This is a genomic window from Shouchella miscanthi, assembly GCF_007725405.1.
Classification (GTDB): Bacteria; Bacillota; Bacilli; order Bacillales; family Bacillaceae_D; genus Shouchella; species Shouchella hunanensis.
The window spans coordinates 3,640,536-3,662,079 of sequence record NZ_CP042163.1; the positions used below are offsets into that span (position 1 = coordinate 3,640,536).

Here is a 21,544-nt window from a genome sequence, read left to right on the forward strand (position 1 = left end):
ACCTTTTGAGGATGTCTTTTAAATATCTAATAGTCTATGAAATAATTTATTTATAGATTTTTGTATTTTTTTGTCACTAAGCCCTATTTCTTTAAGTACTATTACATAGTAAAGCCACTCTAATAACAATAAATCATACACTGAATCCCCCTTAAACTCTTTATCTAAATTCCCATGTGCAAAATTGTTTCTTTCCTCTGCCAAACGTGATGATATATCTTGATTTGAATAATTTTTGATATTAGAGAAACTGTAAAGATGCTTAATAAATGGAGTCAAGATAACATCATGCTCATTCAATGCCTTCTGCATTCTTTGATTTAAACTATTGTCTTTTGATTTAACTATCTTTAGTAAACCTTTAATATATTTTTTGTCTTTCCCCGTTTTTTGTTCAGAAACTTCTTCTAGATAACTAATAACTTCTTGTTTAATTTCCGATTCAGGTTCTATATCGTTAGTGTGTTTATATTGCCATTCAAAAGCAGCAGAGGACATAATAAATCTTGCTGGGGTAATATTTTTTCCTTCTTTATAAGTAATTGGTAGATGCCTCAGATATAACTCACCTTTTGAAATTTTATGAATTAAATTAGGTAAAGAACCTTCCAGTAAATCGAAACTAATAATCTTATTTAAATCTTTTTCAATCATTTCATCGTAACTCCACTGATCTTTACGAAAATACTCTCCTATAATTCTAAATTTGTTATCTTGAGATTTACTCTTCAAATTAACCTTACTGATTTGTACATTTAATCTATTAGAAACAAATCTAAAAAACTTAGAGAAAACACTAACTACTTCCTCTAGTTCAGTTACAATATTATCTAGATTAACTTTATTAATGTGAAGTTCACTATTCAAAATAATTGTTCTGTCAATAATTTTTCTTGATACATTCAAAGACCCTAAAAATTCATCATCGTTTAGACTAAAATTAAATGACTCTTGAGTTTCTTTAAATGGCTTTACTCTCATTTCCATTGTTCCGTCATCAAGTGAAGAAACATTATAGTTCAATGCTTTATTTTTATCAAAAAAAAAGTCCAATTCTCTAGCTTGTATTCCGAGGCCGTTATATTCTTTCTTTTCACCATTAAAGATTATATACGAATAAACATTTGCTGAATAAATTCCAGGTGAAGTTACCTGCATACCGTTATTGGTCAAATTAAATACAATATCATTTCCATCAGTTGTTCGACCATCTAAAACTGTAATATGGTATTCAGCTTCAAATAATTCTTTTAAGTCTTCGAAAGTTTTTTCTCTATATTCTATATCTTCTAATGTTACCGAGAAGTTAATGCTATCAAACTTAAAAAGATATTTTTCATTCTTAAAATTAGTAATTCCAATAATCACTTTTTAATCCCACCTTTATGGTCCTAATAATGATTTTACATTATAGACAAAAAAAAAAGTAAATTTCTTTTTGTCCCTTCAACTACTCCAGCTGTTCCATTAGTTGGGGCGTTACTACTACCTGTTGCTATACGTGCTGGACTCCCACCTATTGCTGGGGCTGCCGCAATTGTTCTGGCGGGGCAAGGAATGGCTCTTTCTTCTGACTATATGATTCAAATTGCGCCAATGCTCAGCGCTACAGCAGCTGGTGTTGAGGTGCAGGCCGTTGCGGACCAGGCACTGATTCTTTCTCTCCTTACTGGAGTAACTGCCATTTTGCTTGCCTATTTATTTCTTAGACGCCACATTAAGCGGAAAGACGACCGTCATTTAACGAAATGGATGCAAGGCGTTACTCAAATAAAAACTGACGTACGAGTCACGTGGAAATCAAAGCTTTTTGCCTTTGTTGTACCACTATGCTTTCTTTTAGTTGTTGGCTATATGCTCTATACAGCCTTTTTCACCAACTTATCTTTAGAAGGCGGTGCAGGGGCTGCTTTAGTAGGAGGATTAGCATTACTTTTACTCATTTTAACGAGTCTCGTTCATAAACCAAAGCAAGTGTTTGATTCTGTAAGTGATCATCTTGTAGACGGATTTTTATTTGCCTTTAGAGCAATGGGACCAGTTATTCCCATTGCAGGATTTTTCTTTTTAGGAAGTAGCGACTTTTCATCGGCTATTTTGCAAACAGATGCTTCTCCAGCTTTTCTTTTTGAATTGGTCTCAGCTGGTCAACCGTTTATTCCAGAATCCGGTGGTTGGACGGCATTTGGTATTTTACTAATTGGAATGATCACAGGTCTCGATGGATCTGGCTTTTCTGGCCTACCCCTTACAGGCGCACTTGCTGGTGCTCTCGGTCCAGTATCTGGGATGGATCCAGTCACTTTAGCGGCAATTGGACAAATGGGGGCAGTTTGGGTTGGCGGTGGTACGCTGATTGCCTGGTCTTCCCTAGTAGCGGTTGCTGGTGTATCACGGGTACCAGCACAGGAGATTGTTCGGGTTTGCTTCCTCCCAGTTATCATCGGGTTGATCGTTTCAACCCTTTTCGCCATCCTATTTTTTTAATTCACATGGACCGTTCACTTAAATGCACTTGCACGTTTGAAAACAATTGCTCATGCCTTCCTCTCTTAAAAAACGAATTTACCATACGCTGCTAGCAAAACAGCGTATGGTTTCTTACGTTAAAGAGACCATCCTTTTTAACTATTCATTTTCATAGTACGATTTTTTCCCTTTATTCATCACAACCGTATACATGTAAAAGCCAAACAAGAGAAACGCAACCGAACTAAAAATGTAGACAGGACGAATGGCAATCCATTCTGCAAAGATACCGATCAACGCAACCGCAACAATAGTGAATCCTGCTTCAATCATACCAACAAGATTCGTAAATCGCCCCATAATTGATACCGGAATATGGTGTTGGTAAAATGTCAGAAACCCTATATGGGCGAATGTAATGGCAAATGTCACGATGAAAACACCAATTGCAGCAATTAGAAACGTGTGGGAGAACGCAAAAATTAAATAGCCAATCGGTGCAACCACTGCTCCAACTCCTATTAATACGTTGATTTTAAACACCTTCGCAAACCAAGCATTTAAGAGTGAGCTTGCGACCATTCCTAAACCAGCAATAGCGACTAGAAAACCATACGTACTCTCAGAAAAAAGTAGCACTGTCCTTGCAAATGCTGCCTCGATGGAGTCAATTCCTGCTAAAAAGACAACAAACCCTCCAAATAAGAGATACACCCATGTCACATGTGTATGTTTTTGTCCAAAAGCCACAACCATCTTCCAATCTTCTTTCATTACAGCAAGCGTTACTCTTTCATAGACTACTTCTTCATCTTTGGAATCGAGATTTGGGAGTAGCATAATGACAAACGCTGACAATAGTAAGGCAATCGCATTCACAAAAATAGCCATATTTGGTGAACTGACGATAAAAAGCACCCCTGCAATCGAGGGTCCGAGTATAAAGCCACTGGACTCGATAAAATTTCGCAATGAGTTAAAGCGTTGCCTCTCCCTTTTCGGAATTAATTTTGTCATGTAAACAATCGCAGTTGATCCAAACATCGAGCTTCCCATATTAATCAACAAAACAACGGCATAAATCAAAACCAATGAATTCAAAAATGGTAAACAGAAGATAAGGCATGCTCGCACAATATCTAACGTTATCATGAGCGTTCGTTTGTTTAACCGATCAATATACGAACCCGCCCACACATCGGTTAAAAGGGTAGCGAGGGGAATTAGTACATACAAAATCCCAACTGCTAAGGGTGAGTTTCCTGTCATTGATAACACCGTTAAATTTAAAGCAAGTAGGTAAACCCATGCACCTACATTTGAAATTCCAACACCAACTAACAAAAGTATAGGGTCTTTCCAGTTCATGTAGCACCACTCCTAATCGTTTTTTTGAACAACGAAAAAAAGTCTCACCTCCCAAGGTTTCATAACCTTGGGGGCGAGACTTCGGATTGTTAGAAGTTTCGCGGTGCCACCCCAGTTTGTTATTGTATCGCTACAACAACCTTTTCAAGTACGTCACATGTAAGTATGTGGTTATACTCTATCTCTATAACGGGAGAACCCGGCACACCATCACTTTCAAATGAATTGAAAGATCCTTTGTACAGCTCAGAGACTTGTTTCCTTGTGCCATTACATTCTCCATTCCCACCACCAGGAGTTCTCTGTTATGCTTGTGCACAAGTACTCTTCTCATCGTCGCTTGTTTCGTTTTTTTATTATAGGTATTTTTCTGAATAAAGTAAAGATATTATTTTATTCCATGAAAGATAAAGGATGAGCTTGTCGGGGTTGCTTTTTTAAACTCCCAGTCACCATAGCTATATACCGAAGAAAAACCCGCCTGTTCCAACGATTGTTGCAACGTTTCATGACTCCTGAACTTTAGCTTCATTTTTTCAGTTACATAAACCTCTCCCGATTGCACTCCTTTTACCGTTTCGTAAAAGGTATAAACATCATCAATAAACCCATCATAGGTTGTCCAAATTTCTAAAGGCTCTCCTGTCTGTTCATGAACCGCAAGATCCGGCGTATCGTCTTGCTCCCACTGCTCCCACACCTTTGCTTCGGGATTACGTGAGTCAAAAATAAGATGACCACCCTTTTTCAAACCACGATAGGCATCTTGAAGCGTTTTCTTCCAGCTCTGCTCTGTAAGAAAAACTTGGGCAACATTTGCTGTTAACACAACCACATCGTATGTTTCCTCTTTTAACGTTGAACTATCACCAAGAACCCAATTAACCTCTTTTCCACGCCATTTCTTTTTTGCGTAAGCAAGCGCTTCTTCATTCGGATCAATCCCTGTTACATCATAGCCTCTTTCTACATAATGAACCGTTAGCCGTCCTGTACCGCAGCCTAAATCAGCTACTACATGCACATTTGCTTTTTCTAATAAGGAAAGAATAAATTCGTCATCTTTTCCAAAACGATTCAGTTGATCATAGACTAAAGGAATCATGAAAGTCCCCCTATTTAGAGCAGTTTATATAAGTAATATTCATTCACAGGCTCTCCATCCACTAGTAAGGAATGGATCTTTTCCCCTTCAACCGTAAATCCTAAATTGCGATACAGTTGGTAGGCTTTTGCATTTGTTTTCATAACGGTTAATTCTAAACGAGTCAGTTTCATCTCTTTCGCCCATTCGAATAACCGCTGAAATAACTTCGTCGCCACTCCTTTTCCTCGAAATGGTTCATCGACACCGATAACAATGTAGGCTGAATGACGTTTACGCTTCACTGTTCCACCGATCGCCATGATAAAGCCAATTAAGCTATCGTCTACTTCAGCCACAAATAATGCCGTGCTTTTTGTTTGAATGATTTGTTCAATCAATTCCTGTTGTTTCGCGACAGAGATGTTTTTTTCTTCAGGTTCAAACAACATATAGCCCGACGATTCGATTCGTTTACTTAGTGCCAAATAGTTCTCAGCGTCTTTTAACTCAATCGTCCTTATGTGCATCTTATCACCCTCTTACTAGCAATTGAAAAAAATGTAAGTTCCCCTTACAATGAAGATCAGTCGTCTTCTTGGAGGGAATGAAATGGCTTTACGTTTAACATCTATTATACTTCATGGTTTACTTGCGGTACTTGCCCTTGTCATTGGCCTAACGGCACTCTATTATCCTAGTAACATTTATGTAACACCGGTACCAAGCGTTTGGATTACGTTGCTTGTCCTCTATCTTATAATCATTATTGCTTCTACCTTTATACAACTGCAGCGCCCAAGCGGCGGTTTACTGGTCTTGTCCGTTTTGGTCCTTACGCTAGGTTTCTTTTCTATTCCAGTTGTCGCAGCATTTGTTGAATTCACCTTTCACTTATAAGAGAGTCATTCTTGGCTCTCTTCTTCATCATCACGTAGTAGTTCTTCAAGCATTGTCTTCCGATGTTGCAAAAAAGAACGTGTCACCTCATAAGCATTCGTATCTTCATATTGAACTTTTTTAATAGACGCTTTACCGAAATGAAAAATATCAGCATTTGGAAATCCAAGTAAGATAGGAGAATGTGTCGCAATAATAAATTGGCATTGTCCCTTTTTTGTTAAATCATGCAGAATGCGCAAGAATGAAAGCTGCCGCTGTGGAGAAAGAGCGGCTTCAGGCTCATCTAATAAATAAATTCCCTTCTGTCCAAACCGATTTGCAAAGAGCGAGAAAAACGATTCTCCATGTGATTGGTGATGAAGCGATTTGCCCCCATACGCGTTAAGGGCTTCAGGATGACTGTCTAAATAAGAGGCAAAGTGAAAAAAAGACTCAGCTCTGAAAAAGAATCCATTTGTTGCTTTAGGAAGCCACGATAATCGCAAATAATCGCCAAGTGAAGATTCAGAAGCATGAAGGTCATACACGTTGTTCCGACTTCCACCAGCCGTGTTAAACTCACATTTATCGGCAATCCCTTCTAATAACGTTGATTTGCCTGAACCATTTTCCCCAACAAAAAATGTAATCGGTGCTTCAATTTTGAGTTCATCCGTCCGTTTTACAAACGGAATGGAAAACGGGTAATCACTGTACGATGCAATACGTTCATGCTGAATTCGTATAGTACGTAAAAACATACCTTCCCCTCCAATCTCTCTACCCCATTTTCACACGAATATTCTCCTTAATCAATTGTACTGTATATAGAAAAAGACCTCCCCTTGAAAGGAAAGTCTCAATCTCATTACTCTTTTGTTCTTATGCAGGATAATTTTTAATTATCTTGCCTTCTTCCTTTCTTTTATCGAAGTGTCATGCGTTTTAACAACGGGTGACTAGTACTAAACGTCACCGCACCAATGAGAGCGAGCAAGAAAAACGACTCCAGAAACACGCCTTCATATAGCTGAGTAAACCAATTCATACTCACTTCTCTCACCACAGGAATTAATAGCAAAACACCCATAAAAGCAAGCGCAACATAAATGGGGATCATCCCGTATTGAAAACGCACCGTTCCGAGTAAATAGAATAGGCCTGCTAAAAGAATGGCAAACGTGATATCATATCCAATTCCATGTATCAATGTAAGCTCAGGAAATAGTTCTTGGAAACCGACAAGTGTCACATTTCCGCTTGAAAACACGTTACCAATCGCCGGTAATACAATAAGATAAACACGATGAAGACATTGACCGATTAGAATTGCCGCTAGAAGAATGATCAAACTAGAGAGAAAGAATTGAGTGCGTGTTGCTCCTAGTTTTAATGCATATTCAAGATTATTTTTCGTCAATTGAAAGCTATTGGCACATAGCCATACAAGGTATATTGGCCATACAAATAAAAAGACAGTTGTTCCGGTTGCTACCGATGCAATCGCATAGCCTAAAACCAAAAAACCCGATAACACAAGCCAAAAGTAAAGAAATCCTTTCACCATATCGGAGAGAATGAGTTTATTGAGTACCATTAATTGATTCATATGACCGACTGCTCCTTTGCTGTGTAGTCAATGAAAAACTCTTGAAGCGGTAGTGACTGAACGCTGCAATTCATTGGTAACTCCAATTTCTGACCTTTATCTAAAAAAATGCCTACATTCGATTCAGATAAAAACGAATCTTCAGATATGATTTTGTAGACTGAACGATCAATTGTTTTCATGGCGTCTGTAGGACCTGTAATACGTAAGGCTCTTTCAGCTAGTTCTTCAACTGGCTCTTGTAATAACACTTGACCATGATTCACAAAGATGGCGTGTTCGAAAATGCTTTCCGTTTCTTCAATGAAATGTGTTGAAAATAAAATGATCCGAGGATGGTCGACGTAGTCATCAATAATTTCTTTATATAGCTTTTTTCTAGCCGTCGCGTCCATACCTATATAGGGTTCGTCAAAGATTGTTAATGGTGCCCGGCTTGCTAAGCCAATACTCATATTTAGGGCTGAATTCATGCCTTTTGATAATTCAATTAAACGTTTGTTTAACGGTAAATCATATTCTTTTACAAGACGATGCAGTAATTCTCGGTTTAAATTTGGATAAAAAGCCTCTACGTGTTTCAAGACGTCTTTTACTTTAAGCGTCGGTTTGAAATTATCGCTTTCTTGAATAAAACATATGTGACGTAAAATAGAAGCATTATCAAAAGGGCTTTCACCGTTCACTTCTACAGTGCCACCATCCCAAGTAGACAATCCTGCCATGACATGCATAAACGTCGTTTTCCCTGCACCATTTGGTCCAAGAACAGCATATATGCCTACTTCATCAATCGCTATGTTTATATTCTTTAGAATGTCTTGCCCTTTTATCTGTTTTCTTACCTGATTTAGTTTAATATTCATACTCGCCTGCCCCTCTCATCATCAATTAGTTGTTTAATGTGCTCGTCACTTAATTCGATCTGCGTTGCCTCATCTAACAACGGTATAATGTAATTCTGCATAAACGATTCTTGCCTTTCTTCTATGAGCCTAGCTCTTGCACCTTCCGCTACGAACATGCCAATTCCTCGCTTTTTATATAAAATCTTTTGGTCAACTAATAAGTTAATGCCTTTGGCTGCAGTCGCCGGATTAATCTGCAATTGCTTGGCAAATTCATTTGTGGAAGGAACTTGATCCCCTTCTTTTAACACCCCTCCAACAATCTCATTCGCAATTCGAACGGTTAGTTGTCTAAAAATCGGTTGATCACCGGAAAAAGAAAATACCATATCGTTTTACCTCCGGGGTTCATTACTTATGTAACTAACCATATAACTTAAGAAAGTTTCTGTCAACATCTGGCTAAGTCGTTACATACTCAAATAGTCTACTTTACTATTTCACTAAATCATTCTTCTAAGATTTATCTTTAATTGTAAATCTTTTAATATAATTATTATTATTTCAAAATAATAAAAAAAGTTTGTTTTAAAAATCGGCTCCCCCAAAAAAAAGCTATGAACAAAACGTCCATAGCTTTTTATCTTGTATAAAATTTTTCAGTAAAAAACGGTTGGCCTTCTTCTCCAAACGCGACTCCAATTCCTACATTTTCAAATTGGGCGTTTAAAATCGCTTCACGGTGTCCAATTGAATTCATTAAACCTTCATGGGCATAAATACTGCTGAACTGTCCCATTGCAAGGTTTTCACCTGCGGTCCTAAAGCGAATGCCGTCTGCTTCCATGCGATCATAAGGAGACTGCCCCTCTAAATTCGTGTGATCAAAGTAGCGCTTTTCGGCCATGTCAGCACTATGCTTCCTTGCTGTGTAACGCACATCTTCAGCCCACAACAGAATCGGCAAACCGTGTGCGACTCTTTCTGCATTCATAACATCGAAAAGCTGATATTCGAATCCATCACGCAACGCCTCATCTTGATCTGCGTAAAGCGATCGCTTGTCTTGTTCAATATCATGATCCATGATCTGGATGCCTGTAACAGTCAAATCTCGATGTTCATCATAAAAAATCGTCACATAACTATCTTCAAGCTCAAACAGATCATACGCTTCTTCTTCGTTTAGTTTATAAGAAAACAGTCCTTTCCGTAGGACATCAATGGGCTCCCCTAATTGCTCTCGCACAACCTGTTGCTCCGTGCCATATGTGATACCGCTCTCTGAAGCCAGTAAGTCATGATTTGTATAAAGACCTTTTGCGAGGTCGTTCTCATCATAAGAAACCATAAAGAAATTTTGATAATCTGAATGATACGCATACCACTCTAACCCATATTCATTTATAGTCACTCGTTCTGGCTCTCCAACCTCTTCTTCTACTTCTTGTCTCGTATCACCTAGCTCTATATTATGAACGGAAAAGAACGTGTCTTCAGGGTTCACAAGGTCTGGTGCTGGCGCTTCAACCGCGATTGCTTCCTCTTCAGGTTGTTCCTCAACAGGCAAGACAGCACGAAGGAAATCGTCAACAAATTCAAATGATAAATCAAAGGTTGTATCTCCGCTCCACTCTTGAATCGAATCAACAGACGAAGCAAGAGCCTTCTTTGCCGGTTCAAACCAAAATTCTCGTGTACTATAGGCAATGATCACTATAACAACACATACCAGTAATCGTTTCATACGGTCACGCCCTTATTTTCATCATACTTTTTCTATACTAGTAAAGGTAACCAACCTTCGTCTACTTCAAACCTTCACGTCTTCATTATAGGAGAACCTTAAACAAACAAGCAAAAGGAAAATAATAGAACAATGTGTGAGGCACAAACAAAATGCCTACCTGAGTCTCAAACCCCTCATTCTAAAAACTCTAACAGATCATAAGGCTGTTCAACACTTCTATGAGAAAAGCCAATGGGCACGTATTGAGACTCTTTTTATCCTACGACCAGTCGCTCGCCTTACACCTCAGACATAAAAAAGGAAGCTTCCTTTTTTCGGAGGCTTCTTTAGCTCTCTGTATCTACGTGATCATTTACTAATTCAAGCAAAACGAACATGCCAATGATGCCTCCACAAAAGCTTAAAATAACTAGCATAGGCAGTATACCTGTAAGCGTTGTTGCGAAAGAAAAGAGATAAGCCAGTACCACACATAGGAGAAGCGCACCTACTCCTTTAATAATCCCTTTCATGTCGTTCCAGTCCCTCCAAGTTTTTAGTATCATTCCCACTTCTTCCCGACACTAAACCTGTTCGTGGCAAGAGCGATCGACTGTCCTTTCAGCTTCCATGTTTCGAATAAATCGATAGAAGAGAATGATACTGCCTAAACCCATTAAACAGAACAAAAATGTCATGGAAGAAAAAGATAACCAATGACTTATTACTAGAAAAATACCTGCTCCACAAACACCAAGTAATAAAGCGATTTGATACCAACTCATATAAGTGCTACGTTCATGTTCTGGCACAATAGTTGCTAACATCGTTTGTTTGATTGGCATATAAAGAACTTCACCGATTGACGCAATAAACATAGCTATTATTAATAGGAATGGTGTAGTACTTATACTTAGAATAATGTACCCAATAAAGAATAGGAGCACCCCACCTAGCAAGGTTAGATATGGAGACCACTTTTTTGTCCATTTTGCAATACCAAGTGTTAAAAAGACAACAAGTATTGTATTCTCAACTTTTAATAAGCCAAGCATTCCTATTCCACTTGCTTCAGTAGGAAGAAGTGCCAACACTCCTTCCCCTTCACGAATTTCTTCTACGAATCGAATGCCTATGTAATTCGTCAGCTGTTCTTCCATTGCGACAACAAACAAACTAGCAAAGCAAAAGGTCAAGAATCCTCTTTCTCCTAAACGCCGAGCAAACGTTTTTTGAGTGGCTAATTTTGTTTGAGTGCGGAGCAATTCAGTTTCCTGCGGTAGCGTTTCTTGTATAAAAAAGATTGTCACAATAACAGCAGCCAAACTTGTACATGCAACGGAAAGTAGTAAGAAAAATAAGTATTCACTGAACAGCATAGCACCTAGTAAACTACCGATGGCGACACTAACATTTCCTAGCCAGTATGAATAAGTATAAATAATTCGACGCTCATTGGGCTGACTGCAATCAAGAATTAAAGCTTGATAAATCGGGTTGACTGCTCCCGTACTAAATTGCGCTAGAAGAAAAAATAAAAACGTAGCTAACGCCGATGTCCCCCACGATCCATTAGCAACTGCTGCACCCAAATAGCTAATGACAATCATACTTTCGTACAGCAGAATGAGTTTTTTTCTGCCGTATCGATCCGCTGCGGGTCCTCCTATAAATGCTCCAGCGACACTTGCTAGAATAACAGCTATTAGCATAAATCCGCTTTTGATAACACCTAACTCTGCGGAAAAATAAATAATTAAGTAGGGAATCACCATCATCGTTGTTAACTTCGCCAAAAACATTAATAGTAATCGAATTTGAATAGTACTTGAAAAAGATCGAAATGATAACAAAAGAACCTCTCCTCTCTAATTATGATTGATTAATCAATCATTTTTGTGGTAAAAAAACGAACCTATTGTTCTATAGGTCCAAATAAATGTATAGCGGATTGCTTAAATGGTTCCCAAAAGCTACTGTATCTCGAGTCAGTCGTATTAATCCGAAGTCCTGTTAATAAGCTCGTGTACATTGTTGCCACAGTCATCGGATCTTGCTTGACTAGTACTTTTTTTTTCTGTCCATTCTCTACTAATATTTTGACTCGTTCACAAAATTCATCGTTAAATTCATCAAGTTTAGCAAATATTTCTGGGTATTTATGATACTGACCAATAATTTGAACAACTATAGTTAAGTAATGTTGAAGCCGGGCATACAAGTCAATATGTGTATGAATCATCTTTTTCAACTCAACGACAGGCTGAACCGCATTTGGGTTAAAGGATAAAACCTCTTCTTTAAATGCATCAATTGGTTCCACGACTACAGCATAAAATAAAGCATCTTTATCTTTGAAATAAGTAAATACACTTCCAAAACTAACATTTGCCGCTTCTGACACTTTTTTAATTGTTGTACCCTCAAACCCCAAGGTAGCAAATAAATCAGTTGCAGCAGTAAGTATGGTTGCTCGCTTTTTCTTCATGCTTTCACGTTGTTCATCTGATAGAGGCATCTGTCACACTCCTTTAACGGTTGATTAATCAATCAATCATTAAAAATGAGTATACACGACCTTTGAAGAGGTGTAAACAAAAAAAACTGTCAACAGTTGTCGACAGTCCTTTCACTATTATTCGACGCGATCACTATTGGAGCGATTTTTCGTTCCATTTCCATCTTTAAATTCTTCTCTAGTAAAGACATCTGCAACATTCATATTAAACTCAACAAGTTCTAAACCTGTCATTGTCTTAATATTTTCTGCTACTTCTCTCTTGATGGATTGATAAATTTTAGGAATTTCCTTGCCATACTCCACATAAACCTCTAGATCAATTGCCGCTTGTTTCTCGCCTACATCAGCGCTGATTCCTTTTGTGATATCCTCGTCCCCACCAAATGTTTCTTTGATGCTTGAGAAGAATGAACCACTCATTCCCAAAATACCGTCTGCTTTCATCGTTGCGATTGCAGTGATTTTCTTAATTACCTCTGTATCATACGTCAATCGATCGCGATTTTTATTCTTTTCTTCTTGCTCTCTTTTCTCTTGCATGTACGTTTCATCTGTTTTTGTCGTTGATTTAACATTTGTTGTGCTCATTCAAATCATCTCCTTATTTGGATTTACTGCCGTTTACTAAAAAGGGCATCAAGATAGGCTGAAGCATTCAGGTCTCCGTCTGCCCATTTTCCTACTAAAAAACCAATTGTAATAAATATGCCAACGGCAACAGTGTACCAAAAGCCAATGGTAAAAAAGAGAACACTGAACACCGCTGCAATCACAAGACCGATTATACGTCCACGATACCGTTTTAACGTTTCTGGATTCATGCGCACCCTCCTTAAATAACACGTTGCCGCTTATTTTGATTTGGCTGATTCTGCTTCACAAACACTCTTACTTCCGTTACAGCTACTTCTAACCAAGATTCTAAATCTTTTTTTACGCGATCCTGTAACTCTTTCGCATTTTGCTGAACAGGATTTGGTCCAAATGGCGTATATGTGATGTCTAATGATACACGATTTGAATCCCTAGAGATGCGAGAACGTATCTCTAATGAACGCATACCATCAAGGGTTCGAGCGCTTTTTAATGCAGTTGATTCAATTGATTGCCTTGAAATGCCAATCTCACCTATTTCCGTAGAGACATGATAAGAGTCAATTTCACTTTCACTTCTTCTAAAGCTAGCGATGAATAAAATTAACGATATCAAAACTAGGAAGGAAAAGATTCCAATTAACACCCAAAAATAGGGTTCGCCTAATGCAAGAATCTCATCAAAGACATTGTAGACGTCCGTTATTTGAAGAATAATACCTATGGACACTACTAAAGTGATTAACGCATATAGAGCGATAAAAAACCTGAGAACGCCATTCATTGTCTCACCTCCTGTATACATACCTAACATCCATCTTGCAAGAATAGATACGCTTTAATTTTACCCCCTATTTTTAAATCTAAACATTCTTAGACCAACCTTTCGTCCCATAGTTTTTGTTGATTTCACCCAATTTATGAGGCGCAACACCTAGTTTTTTCAATAAACAGCTTTACTCTTCGTCTGTTTGGGGTATAAAAGTAGAGGTAAGCAGTTTAATAAGGAGTGGTTTTATGCGGAACGTGTACGAACTGACAATGAATTCAGGTAAAAAAAGGCTTTATGGGGTAAAGGTGAAATTAAGTACGGTGTTGTCCGAAGGCGTTAATTTAGAAGAAATACTATATGATTTTGGCTACGAGCGGGAGTTTATACATACCTACCTTGAAGATATTAAACGAGATTGTCATTACTATACACTAGAAGAAACGCTATTGCAGAAAAGACCATTAGAACATTTTTAACCGATCATCATTTTTTAAAGCTGTTTTTCCCTTGCTTCATTCAAATAAAATACAACATAACGCATGACTTCACTTTTTAACCGATGTGAAGTGCCTCCAGTATAAATCGTTTTACCTTCTATATAACATTCATATTTGAACGTTCGATCTGCTTTCATCTCGGGCTTCAGGTTAGCAGTCATGTGCCGTTCTTTCATCATTGCTTTCGTCTTTAACAAGTCTTGGTTTAAGAGAAGAAGTGCTTGCTGAATGGCTCTTACATATGCTTCTGGAAACATTACGTCCATTTTTCGTTTCAGAAAGTAAGTCTGTTCTTTTACTAGAATTTTCTTTGCGAGGGTAGTAAATATGTACGTACGCAAGAGTAATATGGGTTCTGTTTTCACAGTAAGGATATGATTAAAATCAAGCTCTTCGTTCGCCTCTCTACTCATTTCATAACGCCACCTTTCATTCGTATATTCAGTATATGCGAATATGTGTTCGCTATTCAAGTTAAAAAAAGTCTGATAGCTGGTTAAAGAAACCGACACTATCAGATTACGCCCCAATGACGCCCTTTCTCGGTCTATAAATTTCCATAACTTTCTAGTATTAACGAGCACCTACAATAGGATGTGGCACGTAGCATTCTTCAAGCCGGTTCATTTCTTCTGACGTTAATGTCACATCTAAAGCAGCAACCGCACTTTCAATATGGCTCTCTTTCTGTGCGCCAATAATCGGTGCAACAACAGGCTCTTTATTGAGTAACCACGCAAGCGCAATTTTATCATTTGTCACGCCATGATGACGGGCCATTTCTGCTACTTTATTAATAATTTGTTGATCAGCTTCTTGTGTTGGGTCATATTTAGCTTTCTGTGTTTGATCCGTTTTGGAGCGGTGTGTAGACTCAGTTAGATTCCTCGTTAACCGCCCTGCTGCAAGAGGGCTATACGGCGTAACAGCGATCTTTTGATCTTTACAAAACGGCATCATTTCCCTTTCTTCTTCTCGGTAAATTAAATTATAGTGATTTTGCATTGAAACAAATGGTGTCCAGCCGTTCTCTCTTGCCACGTAATGTGCCTTTTGAAACTGCCATGTAAACATTGCACTAGCACCAATATGACGAGCTTTTCCAGCCTTTATCACATCATGCAACGCTTCCATTGTTTCTTCTATTGGTGTATGGTAATCCCAGCGATGGATGATATACAAATCCACATAATCCATACCTAGTCGTTCTAAGCTCTGATCAATTTCTGCCATAATCTCCTTTCTAGAAAGCCCTCCACTGTTTGGTCGATTTGGCCGCATGGGCATAAATACTTTTGTCGCAACAACGATATCGTCTCGAAGGGCGTAATCGTTCAATGCTTTTCCAAGCACACGCTCACTCTCACCCATTGAATAGATGTTAGCCGTGTCAAAAAAATTAATCCCTGCATCTAATGCTTTTTTTATAACGGGTCGACTCTTCTCTTCATTTAAGATCCATTTGTGTATCCAATTTGATGGGTCACCGAATCCCATCGCGCCTAAACACAATCGTGAAACGTCCAATCCAGTGTTACCAAATTTCACATAGTCCATCTTTAAAAACCTCCTTCATGCTTCTATTCTCTACCATACGCAATGGAGTGAACTCTAGGGCAAGCCTTATTTTCTTTGAAAACGATCTAAGGAAAATGCCGAAATATCTATCTCTGTTTCTCCTAGACATACAAGTTGACTTAAGGCTTGTCCAACTGCACTACTAAACTTAAAGCCGTGTCCTGAAAAACCTGCCGCAACATAAAGATTCTTATATTGCGGGTGCCGATCAATAATAAACCGATCGTCCGGTGTCATCGTGTATAAGCAGGTTTTCCCATAAGCCAGATCGTTGACCGTTGGCATATGACGATGTACAAATGTGCGCAAGTCTTCCTCGTCTTCGGCAAGCGTTCCAAATGGAGCCATTTGTTCATCTGGATGAATAGGCGTGCCACCATCATGACGTCCGACTTTTAATCCAGCACCTTCTATACTCGGAAATCCATAATACAATCCATTTGAGGATTCATAGGCAAATGCAGGAAAAGCGTCTTTACCGTAAGTTTGTTCATCTGCGTGAAACCAGGCGAACGTTTTCCTTAAAGGCGTAAGCGGTAGTTTCAAGCCAATAGTGTCAAGCAACGGGCCCGACCAAGCCCCAGCTGAAATAATGACAGAGTGGGCAGCGTATGTTTCATCTACCGTATGTACTTGAGCCACATGATTGTTTAACGACACACCCGTAACCCTGGACCCTGTTAACAGCGTTGCACCATAGTGTTTAGCTAATGCTTTATAGGCAGTAATGCTATCTTCACATTTTAGAACTCCGGATATCGACTCAAAGCAACCAACAGATTCATTTGGAACATGCATACCTGGAAAACGATTATGTACTTCTTTCCGACTTAACGTTAGTAAAGGTAAATCATATTTTTCTGCGCTTTTTATCGTTTCTTGAATAAATTGCCCCGTTTCCTTCCCAACGCTAAGTACACCTGTCTTAAGAAAAATCTCTTTTCCACTCTCTCGTTCGAGCTCGTACCATAACGATTGCGCTCTCCTTACAAAAGGAACGTACTGTTCTCCCTCTGCATATGCATGGCGAATCATTCTTGTTTCACCATGGTGACTTCCACGCTGATGAGGGGGGGTATGTGCATCCAATAAAAGCGTGCTCTTTCCACTTTTCGCTAGAAAATAACCTGCAGCCATCCCCATTGAACCAGCGCCAATAATAATGACATCAAAGTGCATTTCTTTCCTCCTATAAAGTGTGGCTGTCTATTGCTTTCAAACATCTTCCCAATCCCGTCATACGTATGATGACTCTATTTAATCAAACGTTTAATTATCCAGCGCCTTGTTCCTATTTTCCTGCTCAATTACAATTGTTTCTTATCATCATGCCATTTCCTTTCGCCATTTGAAACGATTGATATAAGTCCACTAAATCGTCGTCACAGCACAAATCTACCATGTTGAAAAGATGCGCCTGTATAGGCGCATCTAAGCTATTAGCGTATTGCTACAATCATAAACCGTTTTGAATTGGTTTTAATCCCCTGATCGGTTTGGTTGTGTTCACAAAAGGCATGTAGATGTGCGTAATCGCTCTTATCTTTTCCAAACTCCCCTACTATCGGGGTGTGTTCTAATAAAAAAGCTAAGTCGTTCTCCGTTTGATAATATTCAATGGCATCATAATCATATGCCTGAACATGTTTATAGCCAGCGGTTTGAAGCTCTTTCACATAACGGTCTTTCAACGATCCATCTTTAATGTTAAATGCTTGTCCACGATTAAACCATTCTTTTATATTTTGTTTATCGCCTTCGCTCACTTGCTGAGTCATAAAGACAGCCCCATCTTTCATAACAGTCTTAAGCTGTTGCACATGAAATGGTGCATGACAGCACGTAACGAGATCATACTGTCGATTTAATTCTCCAATATTCTTGTTGTCCAAACAATGCAGAAAGACATTTCCTTTCTTAGATTGCTGGACATTTCGCTCAGCTGTTTTCACCATTTCTGGTGCGTTATCAACAGCATCAATCCGAACAACAGCATCGGCCAATGTCAACACTTGTTCAGCTCCACCTGTACCTAAATCGAGCAACATGTCTTGAGGTGAACAAAGTTCTCGAACCAATTTATAAAAATTCCATTTCACTCCCGAAGAGACAGCGTTGATGCGGGTGAAATTCCAACCCATTTCTTTTCCAACACGATTGTATAAAAAATTCAAATCTTGATTATCCATATTCATAACACCTTTCAAGTCTATGTGATTTAATTGTTAAAAAAGGCAGACGTATCCCTTTGCGGCTAGTACGCGTTTTTTTCTAGCCCGAATGAAAGATACCTCGACCGTAATAAAACAACATGTATTCACCTCATTTGAAAGATTACGACGATTATAACACGAATATGCGTGAATTATTTAATAATTGAATATGCAGCTAAAGAAAAATCGGTTATCCATCGGTTCGAAACGACTTTAAACCCGAGCTGTTTATAAATATGAATGGCAATCGTATTCTGAGCGAAAACAGATAAATACACGTTAGGTGAATAGGTTTTTCCAACATGTGTTAACGTACTCGTTATTGCCTTAGCATAGCCTTTTCCTCGAAAGGAAGGCTCGGTTACAATGTTTCCAAGCTCTACTAACATCTCGTTATAGAAATGAAATCCTCCAACTGCTGCGTAATGTTCTCCTTCACGAATAGCATAAAACGGATATTGTTGTAATTCTCTTTCCGAGAAATAATTCATTTCGCTCTTAGCCAAAAATCTGCCACACGCTTCCCATTCAGTTTCTGTTATTCGCTCAACCAAATCTCCTTTCAATAACTTTTGATCGTCTTCATGCTTCATGGTAATAAAAGCAGTTGGCTCATTCACAGTAAGCTTTGCCGCTTGGAATAAGGCCAAATCGACATCAGACAAGATCGTACCGCCAACAATTCCTTCGTGAAAATTCAGCAACTTTCTCACATAGGATACGAATAAGTCAAGTTGAAGTTCTTTATAATCAAGGCCATAAAAAGCAAACGCCGGAAACGGTAACTGATCGGTATAAGCAAGAACGCCTGTTAGTCTTTCGTTCACAAACTCACCAAAGAAAGAGGCTTCATTCCGTCGCATGGATACATAGGTGAAAAATAAATAATCTTCCTCTGGCTTTATTTTTTCTGCTAGTCTTTCCACTGCTTTCACATCTAACTTATGATGTTGTATCATTTTCTCACCCCTTATTCCTATTTTAGCTTAAACTGCAAAACACCACACCCTTGTTTCACTACAAGAATAGGGTGTTCATTTGTTTTCTATTTAAAGCGGCAATTACACCTTCAGTAATGGTTAGTTGCTTACATAATATGCTTGTAATCGGAAATACCTCCATAACAGCTAATAATGGCAGAAGTCCCCCTTTAAAGGAAAGAATACGATGTTTTGGAATCCAACCTAATTTATTATACGATTCATGATCCATTTCTACTAACTCAACGAGCTGTTGCTTAACCCAGTCTCCAGAGAGCGATTCCTCTGTCCCTTGACCTTGCAGAAATTGATGTGGACCACCAATTGTAACTAGTGTAGGGAAAGATTGTGTATGTAGCATCGTCTGCATCGTCGATCCAAGGTTTTCTTTTAGTTGATCGACGAAAGAACGCCAATCGTCACTCGTCTGGTGGAAGAATTGTTTGCTTAACGTGGATGCTCCAAATGGGTAACTATGAAAAAAAGCTGGCTTTGACCGGGAGATCACGGTTAATTCAGTACTTGCCCCACCCGTATCCACCAGTACACCTTGATCAAGCACCGTCTTATCTTTTAAAGCAAGGTAGCCAAGGGCTGCCTCAACATGTCCTGACAAAACATGAATTGTAACATGTAGCTTCTTTTTTATTTCCTCAACAATAGCATGTTTATTTTTTGCCAATCTCAAGACACCTGTTGCAAAAACAAAGGAGCCTCGACATACGTACGCCTCTTCGACTTTTTTAAACTGCTGTAGCGCCCAAATAATCTTCTTTATCGCTCGATCTTGCAAGACTGAAAGGCGAGAGAGCCGATCCACTAATTGTACTTGTGCTTTTTTACGTGCAACCGTGCACCATAAACCGTTTTCCTTCTTGCAAATCGTACATTTTATTGAGTTAGACCCGATTTCAATAATAGAAAAATACACTCTTAGCCCTCCGTTCTCATTCCAGTGACTTCACTACTCCTTAATAGAGTCCGTTCTATTAAGAATAAAGAAACCAGATGAAGCAGGCATGAGCATAGTGTAAAACGATTATAAAAATTGTAAAGGACGTGTATAAATTGCAAACGTTTCTGCTAATGGATCCATACCATTTGCGCATGAGTCTTATGCAAAAAACTCATTGGAGTCTTTTATTCGATAGGCGTATGATAAAGAAAGGGCCTACTTATAGGTGGACTTCATTATTAGGAGCGGAGACTATGGCACCAATTCATCGTGGCACTACAGCTTTCAAGAAACTTAATACCGCTTTATTTATCGGTGGCTTTTGCACATTTGCAATCCTTTGGGGGATGCAATCGTTGCTACCTGAAATGGCTAATGAATTCAATGTTAGCCCTGCTTTATCGAGCCTCGTCCAGTCTTCTACTACACTTTCTTTAGCCTTCACCTTATTAATCATTGGTGTCTATGCCCATAAATTTAATCAGAAAAACTTAATGACTCTCTCTCTTATCGTTTCATCTTTGCTCGTCATCTTATCAGGCTTTCTATCAAGCTTCGGTGTCTTAATTCTATTTCGTATTTTACAAGGCGTAACATTAGCTGGTATTCCTGCTGTGGCGATGGCTTATCTGGCAAATGCTATTGAAGGAAAAAGTCTTGGCTTTGCTATGGGCCTTTATATTAGTGGTAGTTCTATAGGTGGGATGACAGGTCGAATACTAAGTGGCTTTTTGGCAGATCAATTTAATTGGAATAGTGCCGTCATGGGAGTTGGTTTCATTAGCTTAGCCGCGACAGCTCTTTTTTGGTACCTCCTTCCATCAGTAGAAACGACATCACATCACATACAGCAAAACCATCGTATTGTGCACTCATTTTTCTCTCCATTTCGTGTTCCCGGTTTACGCTTTTTGTTTTTAAATGGCTTTTTACTTAGTGCAGGCTTTGTTTCTTTATACAATTACATCGGCTTTGTGCTGATGGAACCACCATACTCTTTAAGTCAAACACTCGTTGGTTTTATTTTTGTTGTTTATTTAGTAGGAAGCTTTAGTTCAACGTGGATGGGAATGCTGTCGGATAAGTATGGTAACGATCGTATTCTTACGTTAGCCATTTGTCTTTTATTTATTGGTGGAGTCATGACCCTTCATCCAAGTTTGTGGGTCATCATAGGAGGCATTGCCGTTTTCACATTTGGCTTCTTCGGTGCCCATTCCATTTGCAGTAGTTGGGTTAGCAACTTTAGAAATGATCACAATACCCAGGCGACATCCATTTACCTATTCGCCTACTATTTCGGTGGAGCTGTAGTTGGAACCATTTCGGGTACGCTTTTTTACTCGACTGGATGGTCAGGCATTGTGATTCTCATTGCTGCTGTGGCAATTCTTTCCTTCCTTTCTAGTAAACGAATTGCGTACTATAGTAAACAAATAGAATAA

The 21,544-nt window shown here is 38.7% G+C and carries 25 protein-coding genes; 4 read left to right on the forward strand and 21 right to left on the reverse strand.

Annotated features, from left to right (window positions below; translation table 11 throughout):
- Positions 1-18: 18 nt before the first annotated feature.
- The gene (locus FPV17_RS18670) at positions 19-1,368 is read right to left on the reverse strand and encodes a HEPN domain-containing protein (RefSeq protein ID WP_144559937.1); all 1,350 of its coding nucleotides are present in this window, start codon (positions 1,366-1,368) and stop codon (positions 19-21) included.
- A 42-nt stretch (positions 1,369-1,410) separates the two neighbouring features.
- On the opposite strand from FPV17_RS18670, the gene FPV17_RS18675 reads away from it, so the two are divergent.
- Positions 1,411-2,487 (forward strand): hypothetical protein, encoded by a 1,077-nt coding sequence (locus FPV17_RS18675; protein ID WP_246117219.1) that lies wholly within the window; start codon positions 1,411-1,413, stop codon positions 2,485-2,487.
- Positions 2,488-2,628: 141 nt separating this feature from the next.
- On the opposite strand, the gene FPV17_RS18680 is transcribed toward FPV17_RS18675, so the two are convergent.
- The 3 genes from FPV17_RS18680 to FPV17_RS18690 form a co-directional block, all read right to left on the reverse strand.
- A complete protein-coding gene (locus tag FPV17_RS18680; RefSeq protein ID WP_035394975.1) occupies positions 2,629-3,837 on the reverse strand; it encodes an MFS transporter in 1,209 nt (402 codons plus the stop codon).
- Positions 3,838-4,225: 388 nt separating this feature from the next.
- The gene (locus FPV17_RS18685; RefSeq protein WP_144559941.1) at positions 4,226-4,942 is read right to left on the reverse strand and encodes a class I SAM-dependent methyltransferase; all 717 of its coding nucleotides are present in this window, start codon (positions 4,940-4,942) and stop codon (positions 4,226-4,228) included.
- A 14-nt stretch (positions 4,943-4,956) separates the two neighbouring features.
- Positions 4,957-5,451, reverse strand: coding sequence for a GNAT family N-acetyltransferase (locus FPV17_RS18690; RefSeq protein ID WP_035394973.1), 495 nt, complete (start codon positions 5,449-5,451; stop codon positions 4,957-4,959).
- An 82-nt stretch (positions 5,452-5,533) separates the two neighbouring features.
- On the opposite strand from FPV17_RS18690, the gene FPV17_RS18695 reads away from it, so the two are divergent.
- The gene (locus tag FPV17_RS18695; protein ID WP_144559943.1) at positions 5,534-5,821 is read left to right on the forward strand and encodes a hypothetical protein; all 288 of its coding nucleotides are present in this window, start codon (positions 5,534-5,536) and stop codon (positions 5,819-5,821) included.
- Between the two features lie 5 nt (positions 5,822-5,826).
- On the opposite strand, the gene FPV17_RS18700 is transcribed toward FPV17_RS18695, so the two are convergent.
- The 11 genes from FPV17_RS18700 to amaP form a co-directional block, all read right to left on the reverse strand.
- Positions 5,827-6,564 carry an AAA family ATPase gene (locus tag FPV17_RS18700; RefSeq protein ID WP_035394972.1) on the reverse strand — a complete coding sequence of 246 codons (738 nt, stop codon included), beginning with the start codon at positions 6,562-6,564 and terminating at the stop codon, positions 5,827-5,829.
- 164 nt (positions 6,565-6,728) lie between these two features.
- Positions 6,729-7,412 carry a hypothetical protein gene (locus FPV17_RS18705; RefSeq protein ID WP_144559946.1) on the reverse strand — a complete coding sequence of 228 codons (684 nt, stop codon included), beginning with the start codon at positions 7,410-7,412 and terminating at the stop codon, positions 6,729-6,731.
- Positions 7,409-8,278: an ATP-binding cassette domain-containing protein gene (locus FPV17_RS18710; RefSeq protein WP_144559948.1), complete on the reverse strand. Its 870-nt coding sequence runs from the start codon at positions 8,276-8,278 to the stop codon at positions 7,409-7,411. Before FPV17_RS18710 ends, FPV17_RS18705 begins: the two co-directional genes overlap by 4 nt.
- Positions 8,275-8,649 carry a GntR family transcriptional regulator gene (locus tag FPV17_RS18715; protein WP_144559950.1) on the reverse strand — a complete coding sequence of 125 codons (375 nt, stop codon included), beginning with the start codon at positions 8,647-8,649 and terminating at the stop codon, positions 8,275-8,277. Before FPV17_RS18715 ends, FPV17_RS18710 begins: the two co-directional genes overlap by 4 nt.
- A gap of 251 nt (positions 8,650-8,900) precedes the next feature.
- Entirely contained in the window at positions 8,901-10,007 is a 1,107-nt protein-coding gene (locus tag FPV17_RS18720) for a CAP domain-containing protein (RefSeq protein ID WP_144559952.1), read from the reverse strand.
- Positions 10,008-10,336: 329 nt separating this feature from the next.
- Complete coding sequence (locus tag FPV17_RS18725; protein ID WP_144559954.1) at positions 10,337-10,522, reverse strand: hypothetical protein; 186 nt, start codon at positions 10,520-10,522, stop codon at positions 10,337-10,339.
- A gap of 51 nt (positions 10,523-10,573) precedes the next feature.
- Positions 10,574-11,842 (reverse strand): MFS transporter, encoded by a 1,269-nt coding sequence (locus tag FPV17_RS18730; RefSeq protein WP_144559956.1) that lies wholly within the window; start codon positions 11,840-11,842, stop codon positions 10,574-10,576.
- A 62-nt stretch (positions 11,843-11,904) separates the two neighbouring features.
- Positions 11,905-12,507 carry a TetR/AcrR family transcriptional regulator gene (locus FPV17_RS18735; RefSeq protein ID WP_144559958.1) on the reverse strand — a complete coding sequence of 201 codons (603 nt, stop codon included), beginning with the start codon at positions 12,505-12,507 and terminating at the stop codon, positions 11,905-11,907.
- Positions 12,508-12,624: 117 nt separating this feature from the next.
- Positions 12,625-13,098, reverse strand: coding sequence for an Asp23/Gls24 family envelope stress response protein (locus FPV17_RS18740; protein ID WP_246117072.1), 474 nt, complete (start codon positions 13,096-13,098; stop codon positions 12,625-12,627).
- A 23-nt stretch (positions 13,099-13,121) separates the two neighbouring features.
- The gene (locus FPV17_RS18745; RefSeq protein ID WP_035394964.1) at positions 13,122-13,331 is read right to left on the reverse strand and encodes a DUF2273 domain-containing protein; all 210 of its coding nucleotides are present in this window, start codon (positions 13,329-13,331) and stop codon (positions 13,122-13,124) included.
- 11 nt (positions 13,332-13,342) lie between these two features.
- Positions 13,343-13,888, reverse strand: coding sequence for an alkaline shock response membrane anchor protein AmaP (gene amaP / locus FPV17_RS18750; RefSeq protein WP_186370657.1), 546 nt, complete (start codon positions 13,886-13,888; stop codon positions 13,343-13,345).
- Between the two features lie 233 nt (positions 13,889-14,121).
- Here amaP and FPV17_RS18755 point away from each other — a divergent pair, with 233 nt between their 5' ends.
- The gene (locus tag FPV17_RS18755) at positions 14,122-14,352 is read left to right on the forward strand and encodes a hypothetical protein (protein ID WP_144559962.1); all 231 of its coding nucleotides are present in this window, start codon (positions 14,122-14,124) and stop codon (positions 14,350-14,352) included.
- Positions 14,353-14,366: 14 nt separating this feature from the next.
- Here FPV17_RS18755 and FPV17_RS18760 read toward each other — a convergent pair whose 3' ends face one another.
- The 6 genes from FPV17_RS18760 to FPV17_RS18790 all read right to left on the reverse strand — a co-directional run bounded on the left by FPV17_RS18760 (position 14,367) and on the right by FPV17_RS18790 (position 20,075).
- Positions 14,367-14,786 (reverse strand): YhjD family protein, encoded by a 420-nt coding sequence (locus FPV17_RS18760; protein ID WP_144559964.1) that lies wholly within the window; start codon positions 14,784-14,786, stop codon positions 14,367-14,369.
- A gap of 160 nt (positions 14,787-14,946) precedes the next feature.
- Positions 14,947-15,930: an aldo/keto reductase gene (locus FPV17_RS18765; RefSeq protein WP_144559966.1), complete on the reverse strand. Its 984-nt coding sequence runs from the start codon at positions 15,928-15,930 to the stop codon at positions 14,947-14,949.
- Positions 15,931-15,996: 66 nt separating this feature from the next.
- Positions 15,997-17,130 (reverse strand): N-methyl-L-tryptophan oxidase, encoded by a 1,134-nt coding sequence (gene solA / locus FPV17_RS18770; RefSeq protein WP_144559968.1) that lies wholly within the window; start codon positions 17,128-17,130, stop codon positions 15,997-15,999.
- A 260-nt stretch (positions 17,131-17,390) separates the two neighbouring features.
- Positions 17,391-18,140, reverse strand: coding sequence for a class I SAM-dependent methyltransferase (locus tag FPV17_RS18780; protein ID WP_186370658.1), 750 nt, complete (start codon positions 18,138-18,140; stop codon positions 17,391-17,393).
- Between the two features lie 176 nt (positions 18,141-18,316).
- Positions 18,317-19,123, reverse strand: coding sequence for a GNAT family N-acetyltransferase (locus FPV17_RS18785; RefSeq protein ID WP_144559972.1), 807 nt, complete (start codon positions 19,121-19,123; stop codon positions 18,317-18,319).
- Between the two features lie 58 nt (positions 19,124-19,181).
- Positions 19,182-20,075, reverse strand: a complete 894-nt coding sequence (locus tag FPV17_RS18790; protein WP_144559974.1) for a Ppx/GppA phosphatase family protein — start codon at positions 20,073-20,075, stop codon at positions 19,182-19,184.
- Between the two features lie 278 nt (positions 20,076-20,353).
- Between FPV17_RS18790 and FPV17_RS18795 the strand changes: the two genes are divergently transcribed.
- The gene (locus tag FPV17_RS18795; RefSeq protein WP_144559976.1) at positions 20,354-21,544 is read left to right on the forward strand and encodes an MFS transporter; all 1,191 of its coding nucleotides are present in this window, start codon (positions 20,354-20,356) and stop codon (positions 21,542-21,544) included.